Origin of the sequence: Pseudarthrobacter sulfonivorans (assembly GCF_031454915.1) — a bacterium.
Taxonomy (GTDB): Bacteria; Actinomycetota; Actinomycetes; order Actinomycetales; family Micrococcaceae; genus Arthrobacter; species Arthrobacter sulfonivorans_C.
Genome location: NZ_JAVDRS010000001.1, coordinates 67,805 through 86,980 on the forward strand (window position 1 = coordinate 67,805; position 19,176 = coordinate 86,980).

Genomic DNA, 19,176 nt, shown 5'->3' on the forward strand with positions numbered 1-19,176 from the left:
AAGTGACCCCGCGTTGTCCTTGCTGTTAGGGGACCGGGATCAGTTCCGGCCGGCGGGGACCGGACCCGTTGACTCGCGCACCACCAGCCGGCAGGGGACGAGCGTCTGATCTGCCCTGACGCTGTCGTCGTTCTCGGGTTCCTCTGACAGTTCGCCGAGCAGCCCGGTCATGGCGGCGGCCCCCATTTCCCGCAGGGGCAGGGCCATGGTGGTGAGCGCGGGCACCATGGTGGAGGCGATGCGGAATTCGTCGTCGTAACCCATGATGGAGAGGTCCTGGGGAATGGCCAGGCCAAGCCGGTTGGCCGCGAGCACCACGCCGATGGCCAGGCGGTCGTTCGCGCAGACAATAGCGGTGGGACGGTCCGCCGCGGCCACGCCGTCCAGGAGCTTCATGGCACCGTGGAACCCGGCATCGATGTCCCAACCCGCCTGGATGATCCGGCCCGGCCGCACCGGCAACCCGGCGGCTTCGAAGGCGTCGCAGTGGCCCTGGATCCGGCGCGGGGCGGCGGGCGTGATGCTGTCGCCGGCGAGGAATGCGATGTCCCTGTGGCCAAGCTCCAGCAGGTGCGTGGCCGCCTCCCGGCCGCCACGCACCTCGTCCGGAATCACAGCGGGAACGCCGGCCTCGGGGCGGTCATCGAAACAGTTGGCGAGCACCGACGGCACGCGCAGCATGTTGAGCGGGACGTGCAGGGGGCGCAGGCCCACGGTGACGTACATCAGCCCGTCCACCTGGCGGTCCAGCAGCGTGGACACGGCGCTTTCGTCGCGCGACTCGTCCGACTCAGTATCCATCACCACGGTGACAAAACCCTGGGACCTGGCCACGGCGTCCGCGCCGGCGATGATGTTGCCGTCGAACGGGCTGGTGACCACCTGGTCCGAGACGATGCCGATGATCCTGGACCGGCGGTTCCGCAGGCTCACGGCGATGGCGTTGGGCGTGTAGTTCAGGGTGGCCGCCGCTTCACGGATCCGGACCTGGCTTTCCTTGGCCACATTCCCGTCGCCGCGGCCGTTCAGGACCAGAGACACCGCGCTGCGGGACACCCCGGCGAGCTTGGCGACGTCCAGTGCTGTGGCTTTGCGGTTCATGCGTTTCCTCCGGCGTGCGGTATTTCCTGCAGTCTACCTAACGCGTGTGAGGTGCGCGTACCCGGCGGGGCGGCGGTGCTACTTACTTGGGCCGGGGCCTGGGCTGGTCTGGTGCGCGGTGCCCAGCCGGGGGAGGCTGGCCGCCGCGATCAGCAATGCCAGCGCGCCAAGGCCTAGTGGGAGCGTGGCCAGGGTGGCGAGGCCGCCCACCAGAAGCGGCCCGCCGGCATCGCCCAACTCCCGGCCGAGCTCGGCGGAACCCATGGTCCGGCCCATCCGCTCCGGCGGGGTGGTGTCCGCCAGGTGCGCGAAAGCCAGCGGCGTGGCCGCACCGACTCCCACGCCAATGGCCGCAGCCGCGATGAAGATGGTGACCGGTCCGGGGACCACCGCCAGCAGACCGACGCCTGCGGCGATGAGGAGGAGTCCCGCCGTCGTGCCCTTGTTGTCGCTGATGCGGTTCCTGTCGCGCAGCCTGCCGATCCGCGGCTGAACGAGCACCGAGCCGAGGGCCAGGAGGCTGACTGCGGCCGTGCCGGCCACGGCGTCAAGGCCGTGCCGTGTGGCCAGTGCAGGGAGGAAGCCGACCGCTGCGCCGAGCGCCGCCGTCGATGCCGCGAGCACCAGTGTGGGGACGAGGAAGCGCCGTTCTCCCACCTGGCGGGCGAGGTCCAGGACGGTGTAACGCTGCCGCGGGAGCGGCTCGAGGTGGGGGACTGCCAGCACAACCCACAGGGCCGTGGCTGCCGCGAGGACCGACAGTGCACCGAACAGCAGGGCGAAGCCGCCGGCCCAGATCAGGCCTGCCCCGAGCAGCGGGCCGATGATGTAGCCGAGACTTTTCCAGGACCCGTACCTGCCGAAGTACGTGCCCGCCTTGCCGCCGCGAGCCAGCCGGGCCACCATGGCCGAGGACGCGGGGGAGAACGCCGACGCGGCGGCGCCCTGCCCGAGCCGGGCCAGCGCCAGCATCAGCGGGTCCGCGGCCCACAGGCCGATCAGCGACAGCGCGGCAAAAGCCAGGAGCCCGCCGACGATGACGGGTTTGGTGCCGATCCGGTCGCTGAGGGCGCCGAAAACCGGCTTGAGGAACACCTCGGAGACGTCGTAGAGGGCCAGGAGGATGCCCAGGTTCAGCAGCGTCAGGCCGATGTTGCCGCTCTGCGCCCCGAGGCCCGCGGCGATGCTGTGCGCTCCGAAGGCCGTGACGAATCCGGCGGCGTAGAGGGGCGCGGAGGTGGTGCGGGTGGCGTGGTCTCGTGTGGTGCCGGCGGATGTCACACCGTGGAGTGTAGCAACGCCCTGCCATGGCCGATCCGGCGCACTGCGGTGAAGGGCCCTTCACATGCAACGCGGGGTCACTCCCGGCCCAATAACCTTCGTTTATTGGGCGGGGAGTGACCCCGCGTTGCTTTTCTGTCAGGCGAGGGCCGCAGCCAGCTCCTCGATGATCTCGAACTGTTCGCGGACGCCGCCCTCCATGCCGGACTGGGCAATCATGTCGCGGACTTCCCTGGTGCCCGCATCGGTGCGGATCCTGACCAAAGTAGCGCCGCCGTCGCGCGCGTCCTCGAAGGTGACGGTGTTGACCACGGCACCCTCCTCACTGTCCGGTGCGGTGCCCGGCATCTCCATGATCTCCGTGTGAACGATCCGCTCGTTGGGCACAATCTCGCGGTAGGTGCCGTGGAAGGCCACTTCGAACTCGCCGTGCGCGGTCATGACATACCGCCACGCGCCACCCACGCGGAAGTCCATCTCCGCCACCGTCATCTCGCCCCGCCGGCCCGGCCACCACTTCCTGACGAGTTCGGGCGTGGTCCAGGCCCGGTACACGAGGTGCCGCGGCGCGTTGACAGTGCGGGTGATCAGGATTTCCGTGTCGCTGGGGAACGTCACGTCCAGTGTGCCGCTGCTTGCCTGTGCCATTGCCGTACTCCTTTTCAGTGCTCTTCGTCTTTGAGGTCCTCCAGCACGTCCTCGAGGAGGTCGAACCGTTCCTCCCAGAGGTGCTGGTAGCTGGCAACCCAGTCGTGGATGGGCTTGAGTGCCTGCGGATTCAGCCGGTACATGCGCTGCCGTCCCGCATCGCGCACGACGACGGCGCCCACCTCGCGCAGCACCCGCAAGTGCCGCGATACGTGCGGCTGCGCCAGGCCCAGGAGGTCAACCAGCTCGCCGACCGGGCGCTCGCCGTGCGTGAGGGCGTCCAGGATTTCCCGACGGCGGGGCTCAGCCACCGCATTGAACGCATCTGCCGTTGTTGCTGCCCGTGCCATGCCGACATGATATACCCATATAGATATGCGTTGGAAGGGCCTGTTGGTGGCATGGCCGGAAGGGTCTAACGTCACAGCCATGACCATCATCGACAATGCGGTGTATGTGGACGGGCTGCGGACCGCGGACCCCGAAGGCCTGGACGAGACGTACTTTGTGCTCAGGCAGCGCGAGGGAATGGCCTGGATCGGCCTCTATCGGCCGGACGCCGTCGAACTCCGCTCCGTAGCCGAGGAGTTCGACCTGAATCCACTGGCCGTGGATGACGCCCTGGCCGGGCACCAGCGGGCCAAGCTGGAACACTACGGTGAATGCGTGTTCCTGGTCCTGCGCCCCGCCCGCTACCTGGACGACGTGGAGAAGGTGGACTTCGGCGAGATCCACGTCTTCGTGGGCGCCGACTACGTGATCACCGTCCGCCATGCGGAATCCCCGGACCTCGCCAGGGTCCGGCGGCGGATGGAGGCCATGCCGGAGTTCCTCGCCCTCGGCCCGGACGCGGTGCTCTACGGCATCCTGGACCAGGTGGTGGACGAATATGAACCCGTCGCCGCCGGCCTGGAGAACGATGTGGACGAGATCGAAGACGACCTCTTCGGCGCCGATCCGGATGTCTCCCGGCGGATCTACGAGCTGTCCCGTCAGGTGATCACGTTCCAGCGCGCCACCAGCCCGCTGGTGGGCATCCTGCAGGCGCTCCTGGCCGGAACGCCGGAACGGGTGCCCGGGACCGAACTGCAGGACCACTACCGCGACGTGCTGGATCACATCATCCGGCTCAACGAACGCGTGGCGTCCTTCCGTGCGCTGCTGCAGAACGCCCTTGCCGTCAACGCCGCCCTCGTGGCCCAGCGCCAAAACGACGAGATGCGCAGGCTCACCGAATCGAGTTTTGCCCAGAACGAGCAGGTCAAGCGGATATCTTCGTGGGCGGCCATCCTGTTCGCACCGACGCTGGTGGCATCGATCTACGGCATGAACTTCCGGGACATGCCCGAACTCAACTGGCTGTTCGGCTACCCCTTTGCGCTGGGCCTGATGGGTGCCATGGGCCTTGGCCTCTACCTGACCTTCAAGCGCAACAAGTGGATCTAGGTTGGCCGGATGCGGCGGCAGCTGCGGCCGACGGCGTTGACGCGCAGCGCCTGGGAGGGTAGCTTATCGATTGTCATTATTAACGAATATCGATAACGCTTTTGGGGGAGCCATGAAATTGACCAAGGATACTGCCGGCCCGCAGAACGGGAAGAAGTTCGTCTCCAGAGCCGACGCGGTTTTCCTCATGATTGCCTCGTCCGCCGCGGCGGTACTGACTACCGTTCTGACAGTCTTAGGAATCGTCGGGTATTTCACCGGACCTGTGACGCTGGAGCTTCCCATCGCCTCAACGCAGCGGACCGTCAGCGGGCTGGAGCTGGAGTCCGCCGGGCACTTCACTGCCCTGGAAGCCACAGTTCCCGTCCTGCCCACGGGCCCCGGGGAGCTTCTGGCCTGGGGCGCGGCCCTGAACCAGGTGGGCATGCTGGCCATCCTGGCGCTGGTGTTCATGCTGGCCTACCGGCTGCGCAGCGCGATCCTGTTCAGTCCAGGTTCTGTGTGGATCGTGGGTGCCTGCGGTGCTGTGCTGGCGCTGGCCGGGACGGTGGGCCAAGTCCTGGACGGGTGGGGCCGCGCCAGGCTGGCGGAATTGATCGCGGCCAACGAACGCACCCCGGGGCAGTCCTACAGTTTCTCTGCCCAGTTCGATCTCTGGCCCCTGGCAGTCGGCCTGGTCCTGATGCTGGTGGCCGGCGTCTTCCAGTACGGCCGGCGTCTCCAGACGGACACAGAAGGGCTGGTCTGATGCCGGCCGACGACTCGGACATCCACTGCCGCCTCGATGAACTCCTGGAAGCGCGGGGCATGACACTGACGGAACTCAGCAGGGTGGTCGGCGTCAGCCTGGTGAACCTGTCCGTGCTGAAGAACGACCGCGCCAGAGCGATCCGGTTCTCCACCCTCACCGCGATCTGCGATGCTCTCGACTGCCAGGTGGGCGACCTGCTGGTGACCGTCCCCCGCGCCGGTGCCTGACCGGCCCGTGCCCGACCGCTTGTACAGTGAACGCATGCCCGCTTTCGTCCCTCCCGCGTTGCCGTCCCTCGATGAACTCCTGGCGTCTGCGCATGTGGTCAGCCTGCCGATGCGGGTCACGTTCCGCGGCATCATGGAGCGCGAAACCCTGCTGGTGCGCGGTCCGCTCGGGTGGGGCGAGTTCTGTCCGTTCCCGGAATACGACGACGCCGAGGCCTCCCGGTGGCTCGCCGCCGCCATTGAGGCCGGCTGGCACGGGTTCCCGTCTCCCATCCGATCGGTGGTTCCGGTGAATGCCACGGTCCCCGCTGTTCCTGCTGACCGTGTGCCCGAGGTTTTGGCCCGGTTCGGCCGGGTTGATGCCGTCAAGATCAAAGTGGCCGAACGTGGGCAGACGCTCGACGACGACGCCGCCCGGGTGGCCGCCGTCCGTTCCGCCCTGCCCGACGCCGCCATCCGCGTTGACGCCAACGGCGGCTGGGACGTGCCCACCGCGGTGTCGGCACTCACCCGGCTCGCCGCCGTCGGGCTTGAATACGCGGAGCAGCCCGTGCCCACCATTGAGGGGCTCGCCGAGGTGCGGCGGCAACTGCGGGACGCCGGAACGCCGGTGCTGATCGCGGCGGATGAGAGTGTGCGCAAGGAATCCGACCCCCTGCGCGTGGCCCGGGCGGGCGCGGCCGACCTGCTGGTGGTGAAGGTGGCGCCGCTCGGGGGAGTGCGGCGCGCGCTGGACATCGTGGCGCAGGCGGGACTGCCCGCCGTCGTCAGTTCTGCACTGGACACGTCCGTGGGGATCCGCGCCGGGCTGGCCCTGGCGGCTTCCCTGCCGGAGCTCCCGTACGCGTGCGGGCTGGGAACGGTGTCCCTGTTTACGTCGGACATCACCCTGGATCCGCTGGTGGCCGACGACGGCGCCATCCGCCTCCGCGACGTCGCCGCCGACGCCGGGCTGCTTTCGCGGTATGCCGCATCGGTTCAGCGCAGGGATTGGTGGCTGGCCCGCCTCCGCCGCGTCCACGCCCTCCTTACCGCCGCCACCACCTCCTAAACCCCGCCCCCACCCTCCCCCTCCTGCGACGCTCTCGCACTTAATGCGGGTTTTTGGGCGACGCTCTCTCACTTAGCCCGGTTTTTGGATGGGGGTTTTAACGGTGCTTGGCGGCGTTGTTGTGGGTATGTGTTGTGATTTTGCCGATGAACTGATGTCTTCTGACGGGCGTCCGATCATGCGGAATCGTTCGGGCTGCCGGGTCAGGGTCCGGCTAAGAGCCAGCTTCTACCCCGTCATGTGGTCGTCGCCGCGCATTCGGACGGCAACCACTATGCCGGAGGCGGCGGTGAGTGCCGCGACAGTGGCGATGGCTGCGGGAATCCCATGTATGTCTGCGAGAAGTCCGGACAGGAGCGCCCCTACGGCGAAGCCGCCGTCCCGCCAGAGCCGGTAGACCCCGACGGAGCGGGCCCGCCAGGTGGGGTGTGCGACGTCGCCGATTGCGGCTAGGAGGGCGGGGTAGACCATGGCTGTTCCAAGTCCCAGGAGAACTGCGGCGATGAGCCAGGGACCGAAACTGCGGGATGAGGCGACTATCGTGAGCCCCGCGGCTTGGACCGTCATGCCGGCCACGATGAACCATTTGCGGCCCCACCGGTCTGAGGCGGCACCGGTGAAGAGTTGCCCGGCGCCCCAGACCGCGGGATAGACGGCGGCCAGGATCCCTACCTGGTTCAGGTTTAGCCCGGAGCTGACGAATAGGACTGGAAACAGGCCCCAGGCGAGGCCGTCGTTGAGGTTGTTTACCAGGCCGGCCTGGCTGGCGGCGGAGAGTGAGCGGTCTTTGAAGCTGGTGAGGGTGAATACCTGGCCGGTAGTGAGGCCGGCGTGGGCACTGCTGTGTGTACTGACGTGCTGGGAGGCCTCGGTCTTGGCGTGGTGGTGGGTCTCGCGCACGGTCAGGACAGATAAGCCCAAACCGAGGGCGATGTAGGCGGCTCCGAGGAGGAACGGGCCGGGCCGGAGCCCGTAAGCGGAGGCAATGTACCCGGTCGCCAGGGCAGTGACGGCGACTCCGAGGTAGCCTGCCGCTTCGTTCAGACCCATGGCGAGGCCGCGCTGCTTCGGGCCGACAAGGTCCATCTTCATGATCACGGCCGTGGACCAGGTCAGGCCTTGGCTGACGCCCAGGAACACGTTCGCCGCCACAATCCATCCCCATGACGGGCCAAAGATGAGCATGAGTGGTACGGGGATCGCTAGCAGCCATCCCGCGACGAGGACTGGTTTGCGGCCATACCGGTCAGAGAGTGTTCCCGCGAAGTAGTTCATCGCAGCTTTAGACAGACCGAAAGCGAGAATGTACGTCAGCGCACTCGTGTACAGGTCCAGATGGAATGTTTGGGAAGCAAGCAGGGGCAGGACGGTGCGCTCCTGGCCAAGCGTGCCGCCCACCAACGCGTTGACCGACACCAGCAGCAGGAACTGCGCCAGGTTTTGCCGAAGCCCCAGCACGGCGCCCGTTGATCCTCGTCCATGGCGCGGGAGTGTGCTGCCCTGCATGTGGAGTGCTCCGTTCTTAGGGGGATAAAGGTGCCCGGACGCGCGGGGGCGCGCCCGGGCTGCCCGGGCCGGAGGGGGGACCGGCCCGGGCGGTCTGGGGGGGATGGCTGGTTAAGCTGCGGGAACGGAGTTCCGCCAAGCGCTCCAGCTGGCGTAGCTGCCGTCGAGTTCGACGACGTCGTACCCGGCCCGGCGCAGGGCGCTGGCCGCGACGGAGTTGCGTACCCCGCTCTGGCAGTAGGTGACGATGGCGCCCTCGGCGGGGATTTCGTCCAAGTGCCACATGAGGCGGCCGCCGCTGACCTGGTGGGATCCGGGGATGTGCCCGGCCGTGTGCTCGGTCTTGTTGCGGACATCGAGCACCATGGCGGCATCGAATCCGTCGAGTTCCTCGGGCTGGATCAGCTTCGGGGTGCTCGTGGGGAGCCCTTCGATGCTGGTGACGTAGCCGGCGACGTTATCTATGCCGACGCGCACCAGGTGGTCCCACATCTCCTGCGCGGTTTCCTGATCCTGAGCCAGGAGCACCAGTGGGTTCTTGTCCGTCTCCGGGTTTACCACCCAGGCGCCGTAGCTGGCCACTGACTTGCCGGCCGGTACGTTTAGGGAGCGGGCTACCGTGCCTTCGTGGACCTCGCCGTTGGGGCGGGTGTCGATGAAGGTCAGGGTGTCCTCGGCCAGGCCTGCAGCAACGATGCCGGATGCGAGTTCGGGCAGCGGGGTACGCTCGCCCATCACGGCAGGTCCTTCACGGTTTTCCCGCTTCATCCGGCCGAAGTAGGCGTGCGCGTCAGGCTGGCCGTCGAGGAGTTCCTCGATGAAGCCCTGCTCGTCGTTGGCAGCGAGGTAGGGGCCCCACCAGGCGTAGAGCCGCTCGTAGCCCACGGTGGAGGAGGGGATGGCCCCAAGCGCCTTGCCACAGGCACTGCCGGCGCCGTGCGCCGGGTGGACCTGGACGTAGTCCGGCAGGGTCAGGAACTTGTCCCGCAGGCTGGCGAAGAGCTGCTTGGCGCCTTCGAAGCGCGTGTCGATACCGCCGGCGGCCTCGTCCAGCAGGTCCGGCCGGCCAAGATCGCCGGAGAACACGAAGTCCCCCGAGAGCAGGTAACCGGGCTGGTCACTGAACGCACCGTCGGTCACCAGGAAGGACAGGTGCTCGGGGGTGTGGCCAGGGGTGTGAAGGGCCTCGATGCTGATGTTTCCGATGGTGATCTTGTGGCCGTCGTAAAGACGTTCGCCGTCGAATGCGTACTGCCAGTCCGGTCCGCCCTCGCCCGAGACATAGATCTTCGCGCCGGTGGCCGCGGCCAGTTCGCGGGTGCCGGAGAGGTAGTCGGCGTGGATGTGGGTTTCGGTGACGGCAACGATCTTCATGCCGTTCTTCTCAGCGAGTTCCTGATAGACCGCGATATCGCGGCGGCCGTCAACAACAACGGCGGCGCCGTTGGCCTGGCAGCCAATCAGGTAGCTGGCCTGGGCGAGGTCTTCATCGTAAATGCGCTCGATAAGCATCTTGGGTGATCTCCTTCGGATGAGGGGGTGGAGGGTAATTTTGTCGTTCTCTCATATTTCAACGCTAATACCCCCAGGGGTATTCCGCAGCGCCGGATGTGCCAGCTTTCTGCTGCGGGTGTTAGGGCTGTTGCTGTGCGGCGTCGGCGCGGAGCTTGTCCGTGTCCACGTTTTTCACAGCCTGGATGACTTCCTCGAGTCCGGTGGCATTGAGGGCTCCGGGCTGGGAGAAGACCAGCGTTTTGTCCCTGAAAGCCATCAGGGTGGGGATGGAGGTGATGTTCGCCGCTCTGGCTAGGGCCTGTTCTGCTTCGGTATCGACCTTGGCGAAGGTAATGTCCGGGTGTCGTTCGGCCGCGGCTCCGTAGGTGGGGGCGAACATGCGGCAGGGGCCGCACCACGCTGCCCAGAAGTCAACGAAGACAATCCCATTGCTCTCAAGGGTCTCGGCGAAGCTCTGTTGGGTAATGTCGATGGTTGCCATCGTCTTACGTGTCCTTTCGGTCGTTCTCTTGGGTTGGTGGCCGGACTACAGGGGCTCAGGTGATGGGGAGGCCGGCGCGGGTCCAGGCGGTCATGCCGCCGGCCATGGTGTCCGCGGTGAAGCCTGCGCCATTGAGGGCTTCGGCTACGGCGGCACTACGGTTGCCGCTGCGGCAGACCGCAATCACGGGCACTGCAGGATCCAATTCGGACAGGCGTAGCTGCAGCTGGCCCATGGGGATGTGCAGGGCGCCGGGGATCATGCGTTCCTCGACTTCGAAGTCCTCGCGGACATCGAGAATGCGGGAGGTGGCGCGCCGCTGCTCTGCTTCGGTGATGGTGATTTCAGCCATTGGATTCTCCTTCGAAATAGTGTGGGCTGTTGTTAGCGGACGGGTTCGCCGGCCTGGCGCCAGGCGCTCATGCCGCCGCGCAGGGAATAGGCCTGGTAACCCTGGGTCGCGAGGAGCCGGGCCGCTGAAGCGGACCGCACCCCGGAGGCGCACACGGCGATGACGGGCCGGGTTTTCTGGATTCCGGCGGTGCTGGTTTGCAGCCGGTCCAGCGGGATGTGCTTCGCCTGGGGCGCCCGTCCGGAGCGCCATTCCTGGGCCGATCGGACATCGATCAGGGTGGCACCGGAGCCCAGGAGTTCCTTGGCCTGGGCGACACTGATCGTCTTATAGGGCTTACTGAAGGCCTTTTTGAAGGAATCTATCAATCGCATGGTGTTCTCCTGTTTGGTGTGATCAGGCGGTGACGGTGCTGGCGGTGACCCACGCCGCGACGGCGAAGATGAGTACCGCGAATGAGATGCGGATGTGCTTGTCCTTCAGACGGCGGGCCAGCCGGGCGGCGACGAGGGAGCCCAGGGTGGCCGGGACCGCGAACGCCAGGGTGGTTGCCCAGTCGATGGTGTATCCGGCAGCGTGGGCACTGAATCCGGCGGCGGAGTTGATGACAATGATCGCCAGAGACGTTCCGACGGCCTGCTTCATGCGCAGACCCAGGAAGATGGTCAGCGAAGGGGTGATGAGGAAGCCTCCTCCCACCCCGAGCAGTCCGGTGAGGAAGCCCACGAGCAGACCTACCCCTACGGCCTTCGGGGCACAGGACCGGAAGGCCCTCCCCGGCCCCGTGCTGCAGGACCCTTCGGATTCGCGCGGCTTCCTGAGCATCCGGATTCCTGCGGCCACCATGATCACCGCGAAGGCCAGCATCAGGATGTTTGGGTCCAGCAGCCGGCCTACGGCCGCACCGCCCCAGGCTGCCGGGATGCCGGCAGCCCCGACTAGTGCGATTACTGGCCAGTTCAGACCCTCCCGGACCCGGGGCAGCAGGGCGGCCAACGAGGACACGCCGACCACCAGCAGCGAAGTGGGGATGGCCTGGGCGGGGCTCATGCCCACCCCGTACACCAGGGCCGGAACGGCGATGATGGACCCGCCGCCGCCCACTACGCCCAGGACGATCCCGACGAAGAGCCCCAGACCCAGGGCCGGAATCATGCCGCGGCGTCCTCTTCAGGTGCCGGCGAGGGCAACTGCAGGATGGCGCTTTCGCGGGTGGGTTCCTTGGCGGCCTTGTTCCACGGCATTGCCGAGAGGGCCTGGCCCATGGCGCAGGTGTTGGTGGCTGCGGAGAACGTGAGGCCTGTGCCGATGGCACCGGCCAGCAAGCGGATTTTTGGCGAGACGAACCTGCCCCCGGCCAGACCCAGGACCACCAGGGCGCCGGCGGCGAGGCGGACCTGGCGCTCCAGGTCCCAGCGGTCCTTGCCCTTCACGACGTCGCCGCCGGCGGCCGCGAAGCCGGGTGCCCCGCCGGTCAGGACGTAGGCGCCGTCGATCCCTGACTTGCCCAGGCGCTGGCGTGCCTGCTCGGCACGTGCACCGGACTGACACACCAAAACCACGCGCGAACCCATCCGGGCTGCGAACTCGTCCGCGTGCTCGGACAGTAGCGGCAAGGGCACGTTGTAGGAGCCCCTGATGTGCATGGATTCAAACTCGGCGGCGGAACGCACATCAATGACCACGAGGTCCTGGTGCTGATCCAGCCAGGTGCGCAGGGTCTCGGGAGCAACGGCGGTGACGGCCGTGGCCATGGATGGGGAAATCATGGATGCCTCTCGGTAGGTGAAGTGAATACCCCGCCGAGTATTACAGATACCCCCAGGGGTACGCAAAACACCCTAGGGGGTATAAGATCGGGACAAGCCCCTACGCTTTGGAGAAAACCTTGGAACTCAATCCCGCAGAACTTACACCCGTGATCAACCGGCTCAAGCGCGCCCAAGGCCAGCTTGCCGCCGTCACCCGCATGCTGGAAGAAGGCCGGGACTGCAAGGACGTCGTCACCCAGCTCGCGGCCGTGTCCAAAGCACTCGACCGGGCCGGATTCGCCATCATCGCCACGGGCCTGGAGCAATGCATCATCCAGAAGGACGCAACGATGGACCGCAAAGAACTGGAAAAGCTCTTCCTCTCTCTCGCCTGACCGACCCCACACTCAAGCCGCCCCAAGGAGAACCATGACGTACACGCTCAGCACGACCATCGCTCTTCCGTGGGCCGAAGCCCTGGACCGCACCCGGGAAGCCCTGTCAGCCCAAGGGTTCGGAATCCTCACTGAATTCGACGTGCGTTCCACCTTCGAAGCCAAGCTTGGCGCCGAAGCCGCTGACGCTGTCGGCGACTACGTCATCCTGGGTGCCTGCAACCCCGCCCTGGCCAGCCGCGCACTTGCCGCAGAGCCCGAAATCGGCGTGCTCCTGCCCTGCAACGTTGTAGTCCGCCGCAGCAAAGACGCAGGAGTGACCACCATCGAGGCCATCGACCCGCAGACCATGGTCCAGTTCAGCACTGAGCCGGCCGTCAAAGAGATCGCCGACGACGCCGGCACTCGCCTGCGCAAGACCCTCGCCGGCTTGAGCAACTAACGGAACAGGGAATGTCAGTCAACGAGGACCGCGGCACACTCATGCCCGGAACAACCATCGAAGTAGTGGCCCAAGGGCAACTGGGTGTGGAGGTTCCTGCCTGCGCAAACAGCATGCGCTCGGCAGAACTGGAAGAAGAAGACCTTACCGCCACGCTCAGACCCAGGAATGGTTGCGTTTATGAGGAACTCGCGCTGGCCAAACCCCGACCGAAGCGGGCAGACGAGGCGCCCCTGCGCCGAGCTACTCCCTCGTCCGCGATCTTGTCAAAGCACTAGACCGGCTGGTGGCCATGGCTCTCGAAGGTTCCGCATCCTATCTGGACCGGCATGAACTTGTCCTGCGCCGCCGCGCCGACCGCCCAAACCCGATATGGCAAACGGATCACACCCAACTCGATAACCCCATCAGCGGCGCCAACGGGAAACCTGACCGGCCATGGCTGACGACAGTGATGGCCGATTACTCCCGGGCGCTCTGTGGCTGCACTGTCGTCACCGGTGCACCCTGAGCACTTAACACAGCCCTGGCACCGACTTTACGAGACACCACCTCGAACGCACCGCCATCGAGTTGCACATCCGCATCATCCACTCCACCACCGGCCGTCCGCAGGGCCGAGGAGAGATCGAACGGTTCGTCGTGACCATCAACACCGAAGTTCCCCCACCCTCCCCGGGCATCCGGGACCGGGGAACAGGAAACCACAACCCGCGCTTGATCTGCCTGGACTGGATCGCGCCATCGGAAGATTCGTCGCCGCATACAACGACCGGCCCCACAGCGAACTCGGTGTCTCACCAGGGAGGCTTGGGTTGCCGACGGCTGTCTTCCCCGGCAGAGATCAACGATTCCGGCGCTATCCCCAGCTTTACAGCCGCCTCGGCTTCTCCCACCGATACCGCGCCCTCGGCAGAGACGAGCTCCTCTTTGTTCTGGACCGACACTGGAAACGACTCGGCCGGACCCTCGACCCGGACGACCTAACGCCAAACTCCACTTTTTGAACAACCCTCGCGCAGTTTCCGCAGGTCACCGGCGGTTAACCGGAACTTCACCCGGGCGACGGCTGCGCGTCGGAACCGGCTGACAGGGTGGCCGGGACCCGATCGTATTACTGGAGGCAACCCTTGTCTGAAACGACATCCCGCAAGTTCACCCTGCTGCCCATGCTTGGCCATACGAAGGGCAAGCGCAGTGCCGTCACCTGCGCCCTGAAGTGCGACAACGCCTGCGCCGGCGACGTCTGCAACACCAGTTCCAACAGCTACTTCCGCGACATCGCGTCCGCCACCATGTCCCGCCGCGCCGCCCTGGGCTTCGGCGCCGCCGGTGCGCTCGCCGTCGTACTCGGCAGTGCAGTTACCTCCACGGAACCGGCAGTTGCCGGCGGTCCGGGGCTGGCACCCGCCGCGAAGGAAGGCTTCGCCAAGTCGAAGCTGACGTTCACGCCGATCGCACCGGTGGACGCCGCCGTTGACGCGATGACCGTTCCGGAAGGCTTCACCTGGCAGCCCGTAATCCGCTGGGGCGATCCCATCTTCAAGGGCGCGCCGGACTTTGACCTGGACAACCAGACCGCCAAGGCGCAGGAACAGCAGTTCGGGTACAACAACGACTACACGGACATCCTCGAAATCCCGGGCACTAAGGGCCGCCGCGCCGTGCTGTTCGCAAACCACGAGTACACCAACGAGAGCATCATGTTCCCGGCGAGCATGCCTGCCGAACAGAAGCGCGCGGTGGGTGCTGCTGCGCACGGCCTGACCGTCGTCGAACTCGAGCGCAAAAACAAGAACAAGCCGTGGACATACGTGCAGGGCGCGCCGCTGAACCGCCGCTTCCTGAACAACACCGTCTATGAACTGACGGGCCCGGCTGCCGGCTCCGACCTGGTCAAGACTTTTGATGATGACAAAGGCCGCTTCATCAAGGGCACGCTGGGCAACTGCGCCGGCGGCACCACCCCGTGGGGCACCATCCTCTCCGGTGAGGAAAACTTCAACGGCTACTTCCGCTCCCCGGGGACGTCCGCTGAGGACAAGCGCTACGGCCTGACCGACAAAGCCACGGCCCGCAACTGGGAGGCGGACGATCCGCGCTTCGACACGCGCGACGCCAGGTACACAAACGAAGCCAACCGCTTCGGCTACATCGTGGAAGTTGACCCGTTCGATCCCACGTCCACGCCGAAGAAGCACTCCTCGCTGGGCCGTTTCAAGCACGAGGGCGCCAACGTGATCGTTGCCGAATCCGGTCATGTGGTGGCCTACTCCGGCGATGACGAGCGCTTCGACTACCTCTACAAGTTCGTCTCTGCCGGGAAATACAAGGAGGGCGACCGCAAGCACAACATGACCCTGCTCTCGGCGGGCAACCTGTACGTGGCCAAGTTCACGGGTAACTCGCCGGTCGCCGAAATTGACGGCAAGGGCACGGTTCCGGCAGACGGTTCCTTCGACGGTACGGGTGTTTGGCTGCCCCTCGTGGTTGACGGTGAGTCGGCTGTGGAGGGTATGTCGGTCGAAGAGGTCCTGGTCTACACGCGCATCGCCGCGGACAAGGTTGGCCCCACCAAGATGGACCGTGCCGAGGACGTGGAGCCCAGCCTGCACACCGGCAAGGTCTACGTGGCCTGCACCAACAACTCGGACCGCGGCAAGGTGGGCAAGGAAGGCGCCACCGAGATCAACCCGCGCAACGAGAACCGCGACGGCCACATCGTGGAAATCACCGAGACCGGCGACCAGACCTCCACAGCCTTTACGTGGAACCTTCTGATGGTCTGCGGCGATCCATCGCAGGGCGATGTCACCTACTTCTCCGGCTTCCCGGTGGACAAGGTCTCGCCGATCTCCTGCCCGGACAACCTCGCGTTCGACTCCGTGGGCAACCTGTGGATCTCCACCGACGGCGCCCCTGCCGGCATCGGCAAGGCCGACGGCCTCTTCAAGGTCACCCTCGAAGGCGCCGGGCGCGGCAAGGTGGAACAGTTCCTCGCCGTGCCCAACGAAGGCGAAACCTGCGGACCGATCATCCACGACGACGAGCGCACCGTCTTCGTCTCCGTGCAGCACCCGGGTGAGGACGGTTCCTTCGAGGACCAGCACTCCTTCTTCCCGGACTACGTCAAGAAGGGCGCGACGCCGGCACGCGGCCAGGCGCGCGCGCCCCGCCCGTCAGTGGTCCAGGTGTTCCGCGGCTAAGTCCGCTCTCCTCCCGCGTCAGGGGGTGGCAGACTGGTTCGGTGACTTCGCTGAATGACCCCGACCCTGCCACCTCCTCGCCCGACCCTGCCCCGGAGGCACTCGCCGGCGCTGCCATGACTTCGCTCGAGGCCGCACGGATCGCCGTCGACGCCCTGATCGACGGCGGTGTCCAGTACGTGGTGGTCTCCCCGGGATCCCGCTCGGCTCCGATGGCCTATGCCCTGGCTGAAGCTTCGGCAGCCGGACGGATGGAGCTGCTGGTCCGGATCGACGAGCGGTCCGCAGGCTTCACCGCCCTGGGCCTGGCCCTGTCCACCGGCTCCCCGGCGGCCGTCCTCACCACGTCTGGCACCGCCGTCGGGAACCTCTTGCCCGCCGTGATGGAGGCGAACCACGCCGCTGTCCCGCTGGTGATTCTTTCTGCGGATCGGCCTGAAGAACTGCTGGGGACCGGTGCCAACCAGACCACTGTCCAGCTGGACCTGTTTGGCGAGCACGTGCGCTTTGCTACGGACGTTCCGGCCGGCAGCAGCCCGCTCCGGGCCGTGGAGACGGCGCTGGCCGCAGCCACCGGCGCGTTCTCGGACCTTGCGCCGGGTCCCGTCCAGCTGAACCTCGCCTTCCGCGACCCGCTGGTGCCGGCGCCGGGGGATACGCTTTTGACGGCGGCCGGGCACCCCCGGTTCCGCATCGGCACCGACCCGCTCACCATGAACCTGCCGCCGGCCGCTTCTTCGCTTGAGGAGCGGCGCACGGTGGTGCTGGCAGGGCACGACGCCGGGCCCGTCGCCGAAGCGTTTGCCCGCGCCCACGGCCTGCCACTCCTGGCCGAGCCGTCCTCCAATGCCCGCTTCGGCCCGAACGCCGTGGGCCCGTACCGGCTGCTGCTGACACATTTTGGACCGTCCTCGGCGCAGCCCATCGAGCGCGTGGTCCTCTTCGGCCGGCCCACCCTGTCCCGGCCGGTGGCCTCGCTGCTGGCCCGGGCAGACGTGCCGTCCGCGTTGTACCAGCCGGTTCCGGTCGCCTGGTATGAGCCCGGCCGGCGCACCGAACTGCCCCTGGAAAGCCTGGCCGACCTCGCTGAGTTTGCCGGCCGCGGCCCGTCCGACTGGCTGGACACCTGGCTTCTGGCCGGGTCCGCCGCCCAGCACGCCCTCGACGCCGTTCTCGCGGCTGAGCCCGCTGCCACGGGTCCGTCTGTGGGCGCCCTCGTGTGGGGCAGTGCCCGCGGCCAGTTGATGCTGGGGTCCTCCAACGGCATCCGCGACGTTGATCTCGCAGGCCTGCCCACTGCCGAGCCGGCGGCAACGGTCTATGCCAACCGCGGCCTCTCCGGGATCGACGGCACCATCTCCACCGCCACCGGAATCGCCCTTGGCGGACGGCAGGAAACCACCTTGCTGCTGGGCGACGTCACGTTCCTGCACGACGCCGGCAGCCTGCTCCTCGGTGCGGGCGAGGCCTTGCCGGACCTCCGGATCGTGGTCCTCAACGACGCAGGGGGAGCCATCTTCGACCTGCTCGAACACGGGGCCGTGCGCCAGGCGGGAGGGTACGCGGACACCGTCGAGCGCCTCTTCGGCACCCCCCACTCAGTGGACCTCTCGGCACTTGCCGCAGCGTACGGCGTCGGGCACTGCTCAGTAAGTACGACGGCGGGACTCGCCGAAGCGCTCGGCCAGCCGGTCGAGGGGCGCACCATCGTGGAGGTCCGCACGGACCGGGTTGGCCTGCGGGACCTGCACGCCCGCATCAAGGCGGCCGTGGCCGCAGCCGTGGGAGGCGTCCTCAGCGGCTAGTTTCGACTCACGTCTTCGTTGGCGACTCGGCTATTCCCTGGCGCGGCCCATATAACGGGCGCGCCACGGCAGGTGCGCGTCGCAAAGGAATACGCGCGTCGCCAGCACTTCTCCACATAGCGGCATCTGAGCCTGATGCAGACGGCTTGCTGCTGGCATCGTCGGAGTATGACAGACCTTCCGCCGCTGATCCTGTCCCGCGACCGTGTTCAGCACGGGCTGAGCCCGAATGAACTGGCCAAGCGTGTGAAAGTGGGTTCCCTGGTCCGAGTTCGGCAGGGTGTTTACACGGAAGGGGCGGCCTGGAAGGGGCTGCAGCCGTGGGAGCAGTACCGGCTGCGCGTCCAGGCAGCGGCGGAGACGTTTGAGAAACCCACAGTCTTCGCCCGTCACTCTGCTGCCAGCGTGTGGGGAATTCCCACCATCGGCCGTCACCACCCGGTCCAGGCTTTGACGATGAAGAACGACGGCGGCAGGTCCCGTTCCGGAGTCCGCCGCCACTTCGCTGCCCCGTCGGGTCTGGCTGTCGTCTGCCGGGAGGGCTTGCTGGTCACCGGGCGTGTCCGCACGGTCCTGGACCTTGCTGCCTTCGTGCCCTTCACGGAGGCGGCAGCGCCTCTGGACCATGTCCTGCGGCCAGATCGGGCCCGGCAACTGCACGCCCTGACCAGGGACCAACTCGAGGCAGACATCGGATCGAACTATTCGGCGGCCGCCGGGCGGAGGATCCGGACAGCCATTGCCTTCGCGGACGCCCTGTCCGGTTCGCCGGGGGAGTCGTTCAGCCGCTCGCGGATCCACGTGGCCGGCTTCGAGGCCCCGGTCCTGCAACAGGCCATTTACGATGTCGGCGGCTTGGTGGGATACACCGACTTCTATTGGAAGCAGGCCAAGGTGGTTGGCGAATTCGATGGCGTGGAGAAGTACGTCAAACCCGAGTTCCTCAATGGACGGACGGCGTCGCAGGCGGTCGTCGAGGAAAAGAAGCGAGAGAACCGGATCCGTGCCACGGGGGTGAACGTGGTGAGGTGGGACTGGGCTGACCTCATGGAGCCCGGAAAGCTGGAACGCATGCTGTCAGCGGCGGGTGTGCCCCGCCGTCGAACGCGTTCCGCGGATTTCGACGCGGAGATACGTCCGTGACGCACAAATTCCCTGGCGCAACCGGTATTTCGGTAGCGACAGGGAATCCGCGCGTCGACAGGTAGTCCGGAGGCG

General features: G+C 66.6%; 20 protein-coding genes and 1 pseudogene. 10 read left to right on the top strand and 11 right to left on the bottom strand.

Features of this window, described 5'->3' with window-relative positions:
• Positions 1–39: 39 nt before the first annotated feature.
• The 4 genes from J2808_RS00310 to J2808_RS00325 form a co-directional block, all read right to left on the bottom strand.
• Entirely contained in the window at positions 40–1,101 is a 1,062-nt protein-coding gene (locus tag J2808_RS00310; protein ID WP_309809950.1) for a LacI family DNA-binding transcriptional regulator, read from the bottom strand.
• A 78-nt stretch (positions 1,102–1,179) separates the two neighbouring features.
• Complete coding sequence (locus J2808_RS00315; protein WP_309809953.1) at positions 1,180–2,382, bottom strand: MFS transporter; 1,203 nt, start codon at positions 2,380–2,382, stop codon at positions 1,180–1,182.
• A gap of 138 nt (positions 2,383–2,520) precedes the next feature.
• A complete protein-coding gene (locus tag J2808_RS00320; protein ID WP_309809956.1) occupies positions 2,521–3,030 on the bottom strand; it encodes an SRPBCC family protein in 510 nt (169 codons plus the stop codon).
• 14 nt (positions 3,031–3,044) lie between these two features.
• A complete protein-coding gene (locus tag J2808_RS00325; protein WP_309809959.1) occupies positions 3,045–3,380 on the bottom strand; it encodes an ArsR/SmtB family transcription factor in 336 nt (111 codons plus the stop codon).
• A 79-nt stretch (positions 3,381–3,459) separates the two neighbouring features.
• Here J2808_RS00325 and J2808_RS00330 point away from each other — a divergent pair, with 79 nt between their 5' ends.
• The 4 genes from J2808_RS00330 (at position 3,460) to J2808_RS00345 (ending at position 6,505) form a co-directional block, all read left to right on the top strand.
• Positions 3,460–4,476, top strand: a complete 1,017-nt coding sequence (locus J2808_RS00330) for a magnesium and cobalt transport protein CorA (RefSeq protein ID WP_309809962.1) — start codon at positions 3,460–3,462, stop codon at positions 4,474–4,476.
• Between the two features lie 112 nt (positions 4,477–4,588).
• Positions 4,589–5,224 carry a hypothetical protein gene (locus J2808_RS00335; protein ID WP_309809963.1) on the top strand — a complete coding sequence of 212 codons (636 nt, stop codon included), beginning with the start codon at positions 4,589–4,591 and terminating at the stop codon, positions 5,222–5,224.
• Complete coding sequence (locus J2808_RS00340) at positions 5,224–5,454, top strand: helix-turn-helix domain-containing protein (protein WP_309809966.1); 231 nt, start codon at positions 5,224–5,226, stop codon at positions 5,452–5,454. The genes J2808_RS00335 and J2808_RS00340 overlap by 1 nt, the downstream gene beginning before the upstream one ends.
• Positions 5,455–5,488: 34 nt before the next feature.
• Positions 5,489–6,505 carry an o-succinylbenzoate synthase gene (locus J2808_RS00345; protein ID WP_309809967.1) on the top strand — a complete coding sequence of 339 codons (1,017 nt, stop codon included), beginning with the start codon at positions 5,489–5,491 and terminating at the stop codon, positions 6,503–6,505.
• Between the two features lie 228 nt (positions 6,506–6,733).
• Here J2808_RS00345 and J2808_RS00350 read toward each other — a convergent pair whose 3' ends face one another.
• The 7 genes from J2808_RS00350 to J2808_RS00380 all read right to left on the bottom strand — a co-directional run bounded on the left by J2808_RS00350 (position 6,734) and on the right by J2808_RS00380 (position 12,128).
• Positions 6,734–8,011, bottom strand: coding sequence for an MFS transporter (locus J2808_RS00350; RefSeq protein ID WP_309809970.1), 1,278 nt, complete (start codon positions 8,009–8,011; stop codon positions 6,734–6,736).
• A 111-nt stretch (positions 8,012–8,122) separates the two neighbouring features.
• Complete coding sequence (locus J2808_RS00355; protein WP_309809973.1) at positions 8,123–9,523, bottom strand: MBL fold metallo-hydrolase; 1,401 nt, start codon at positions 9,521–9,523, stop codon at positions 8,123–8,125.
• Between the two features lie 121 nt (positions 9,524–9,644).
• Positions 9,645–10,007: a thioredoxin family protein gene (locus tag J2808_RS00360; RefSeq protein WP_309809976.1), complete on the bottom strand. Its 363-nt coding sequence runs from the start codon at positions 10,005–10,007 to the stop codon at positions 9,645–9,647.
• Between the two features lie 55 nt (positions 10,008–10,062).
• Positions 10,063–10,359, bottom strand: coding sequence for a rhodanese-like domain-containing protein (locus J2808_RS00365; RefSeq protein ID WP_309809979.1), 297 nt, complete (start codon positions 10,357–10,359; stop codon positions 10,063–10,065).
• Positions 10,360–10,391: 32 nt separating this feature from the next.
• Positions 10,392–10,733, bottom strand: coding sequence for a rhodanese-like domain-containing protein (locus J2808_RS00370; RefSeq protein WP_309809981.1), 342 nt, complete (start codon positions 10,731–10,733; stop codon positions 10,392–10,394).
• Positions 10,734–10,755: 22 nt separating this feature from the next.
• Complete coding sequence (locus tag J2808_RS00375) at positions 10,756–11,514, bottom strand: sulfite exporter TauE/SafE family protein (protein ID WP_309809984.1); 759 nt, start codon at positions 11,512–11,514, stop codon at positions 10,756–10,758.
• Positions 11,511–12,128, bottom strand: a complete 618-nt coding sequence (locus J2808_RS00380; RefSeq protein WP_309809986.1) for a rhodanese-like domain-containing protein — start codon at positions 12,126–12,128, stop codon at positions 11,511–11,513. The genes J2808_RS00375 and J2808_RS00380 overlap by 4 nt, the downstream gene beginning before the upstream one ends.
• 119 nt (positions 12,129–12,247) lie before the next feature.
• Here J2808_RS00380 and J2808_RS00385 point away from each other — a divergent pair, with 119 nt between their 5' ends.
• From J2808_RS00385 to J2808_RS00410, 6 genes and pseudogenes are all read left to right on the top strand, one after another.
• Complete coding sequence (locus J2808_RS00385; protein WP_309809989.1) at positions 12,248–12,505, top strand: metal-sensitive transcriptional regulator; 258 nt, start codon at positions 12,248–12,250, stop codon at positions 12,503–12,505.
• Between the two features lie 34 nt (positions 12,506–12,539).
• Entirely contained in the window at positions 12,540–12,947 is a 408-nt protein-coding gene (locus tag J2808_RS00390) for a DUF302 domain-containing protein (protein WP_309809992.1), read from the top strand.
• An 833-nt stretch (positions 12,948–13,780) separates the two neighbouring features.
• Positions 13,781–13,936: pseudogene (locus tag J2808_RS00395) on the top strand (AAA family ATPase); the annotation flags it as partial.
• Positions 13,937–14,077: 141 nt separating this feature from the next.
• Entirely contained in the window at positions 14,078–16,153 is a 2,076-nt protein-coding gene (locus J2808_RS00400) for a PhoX family protein (protein WP_309809997.1), read from the top strand.
• 116 nt (positions 16,154–16,269) lie between these two features.
• Positions 16,270–17,958, top strand: coding sequence for a 2-succinyl-5-enolpyruvyl-6-hydroxy-3-cyclohexene-1-carboxylic-acid synthase (menD, locus tag J2808_RS00405; protein WP_309811804.1), 1,689 nt, complete (start codon positions 16,270–16,272; stop codon positions 17,956–17,958).
• 168 nt (positions 17,959–18,126) lie between these two features.
• A complete protein-coding gene (locus J2808_RS00410) occupies positions 18,127–19,101 on the top strand; it encodes a hypothetical protein (protein WP_309810000.1) in 975 nt (324 codons plus the stop codon).
• Positions 19,102–19,176 lie beyond the last annotated feature (75 nt).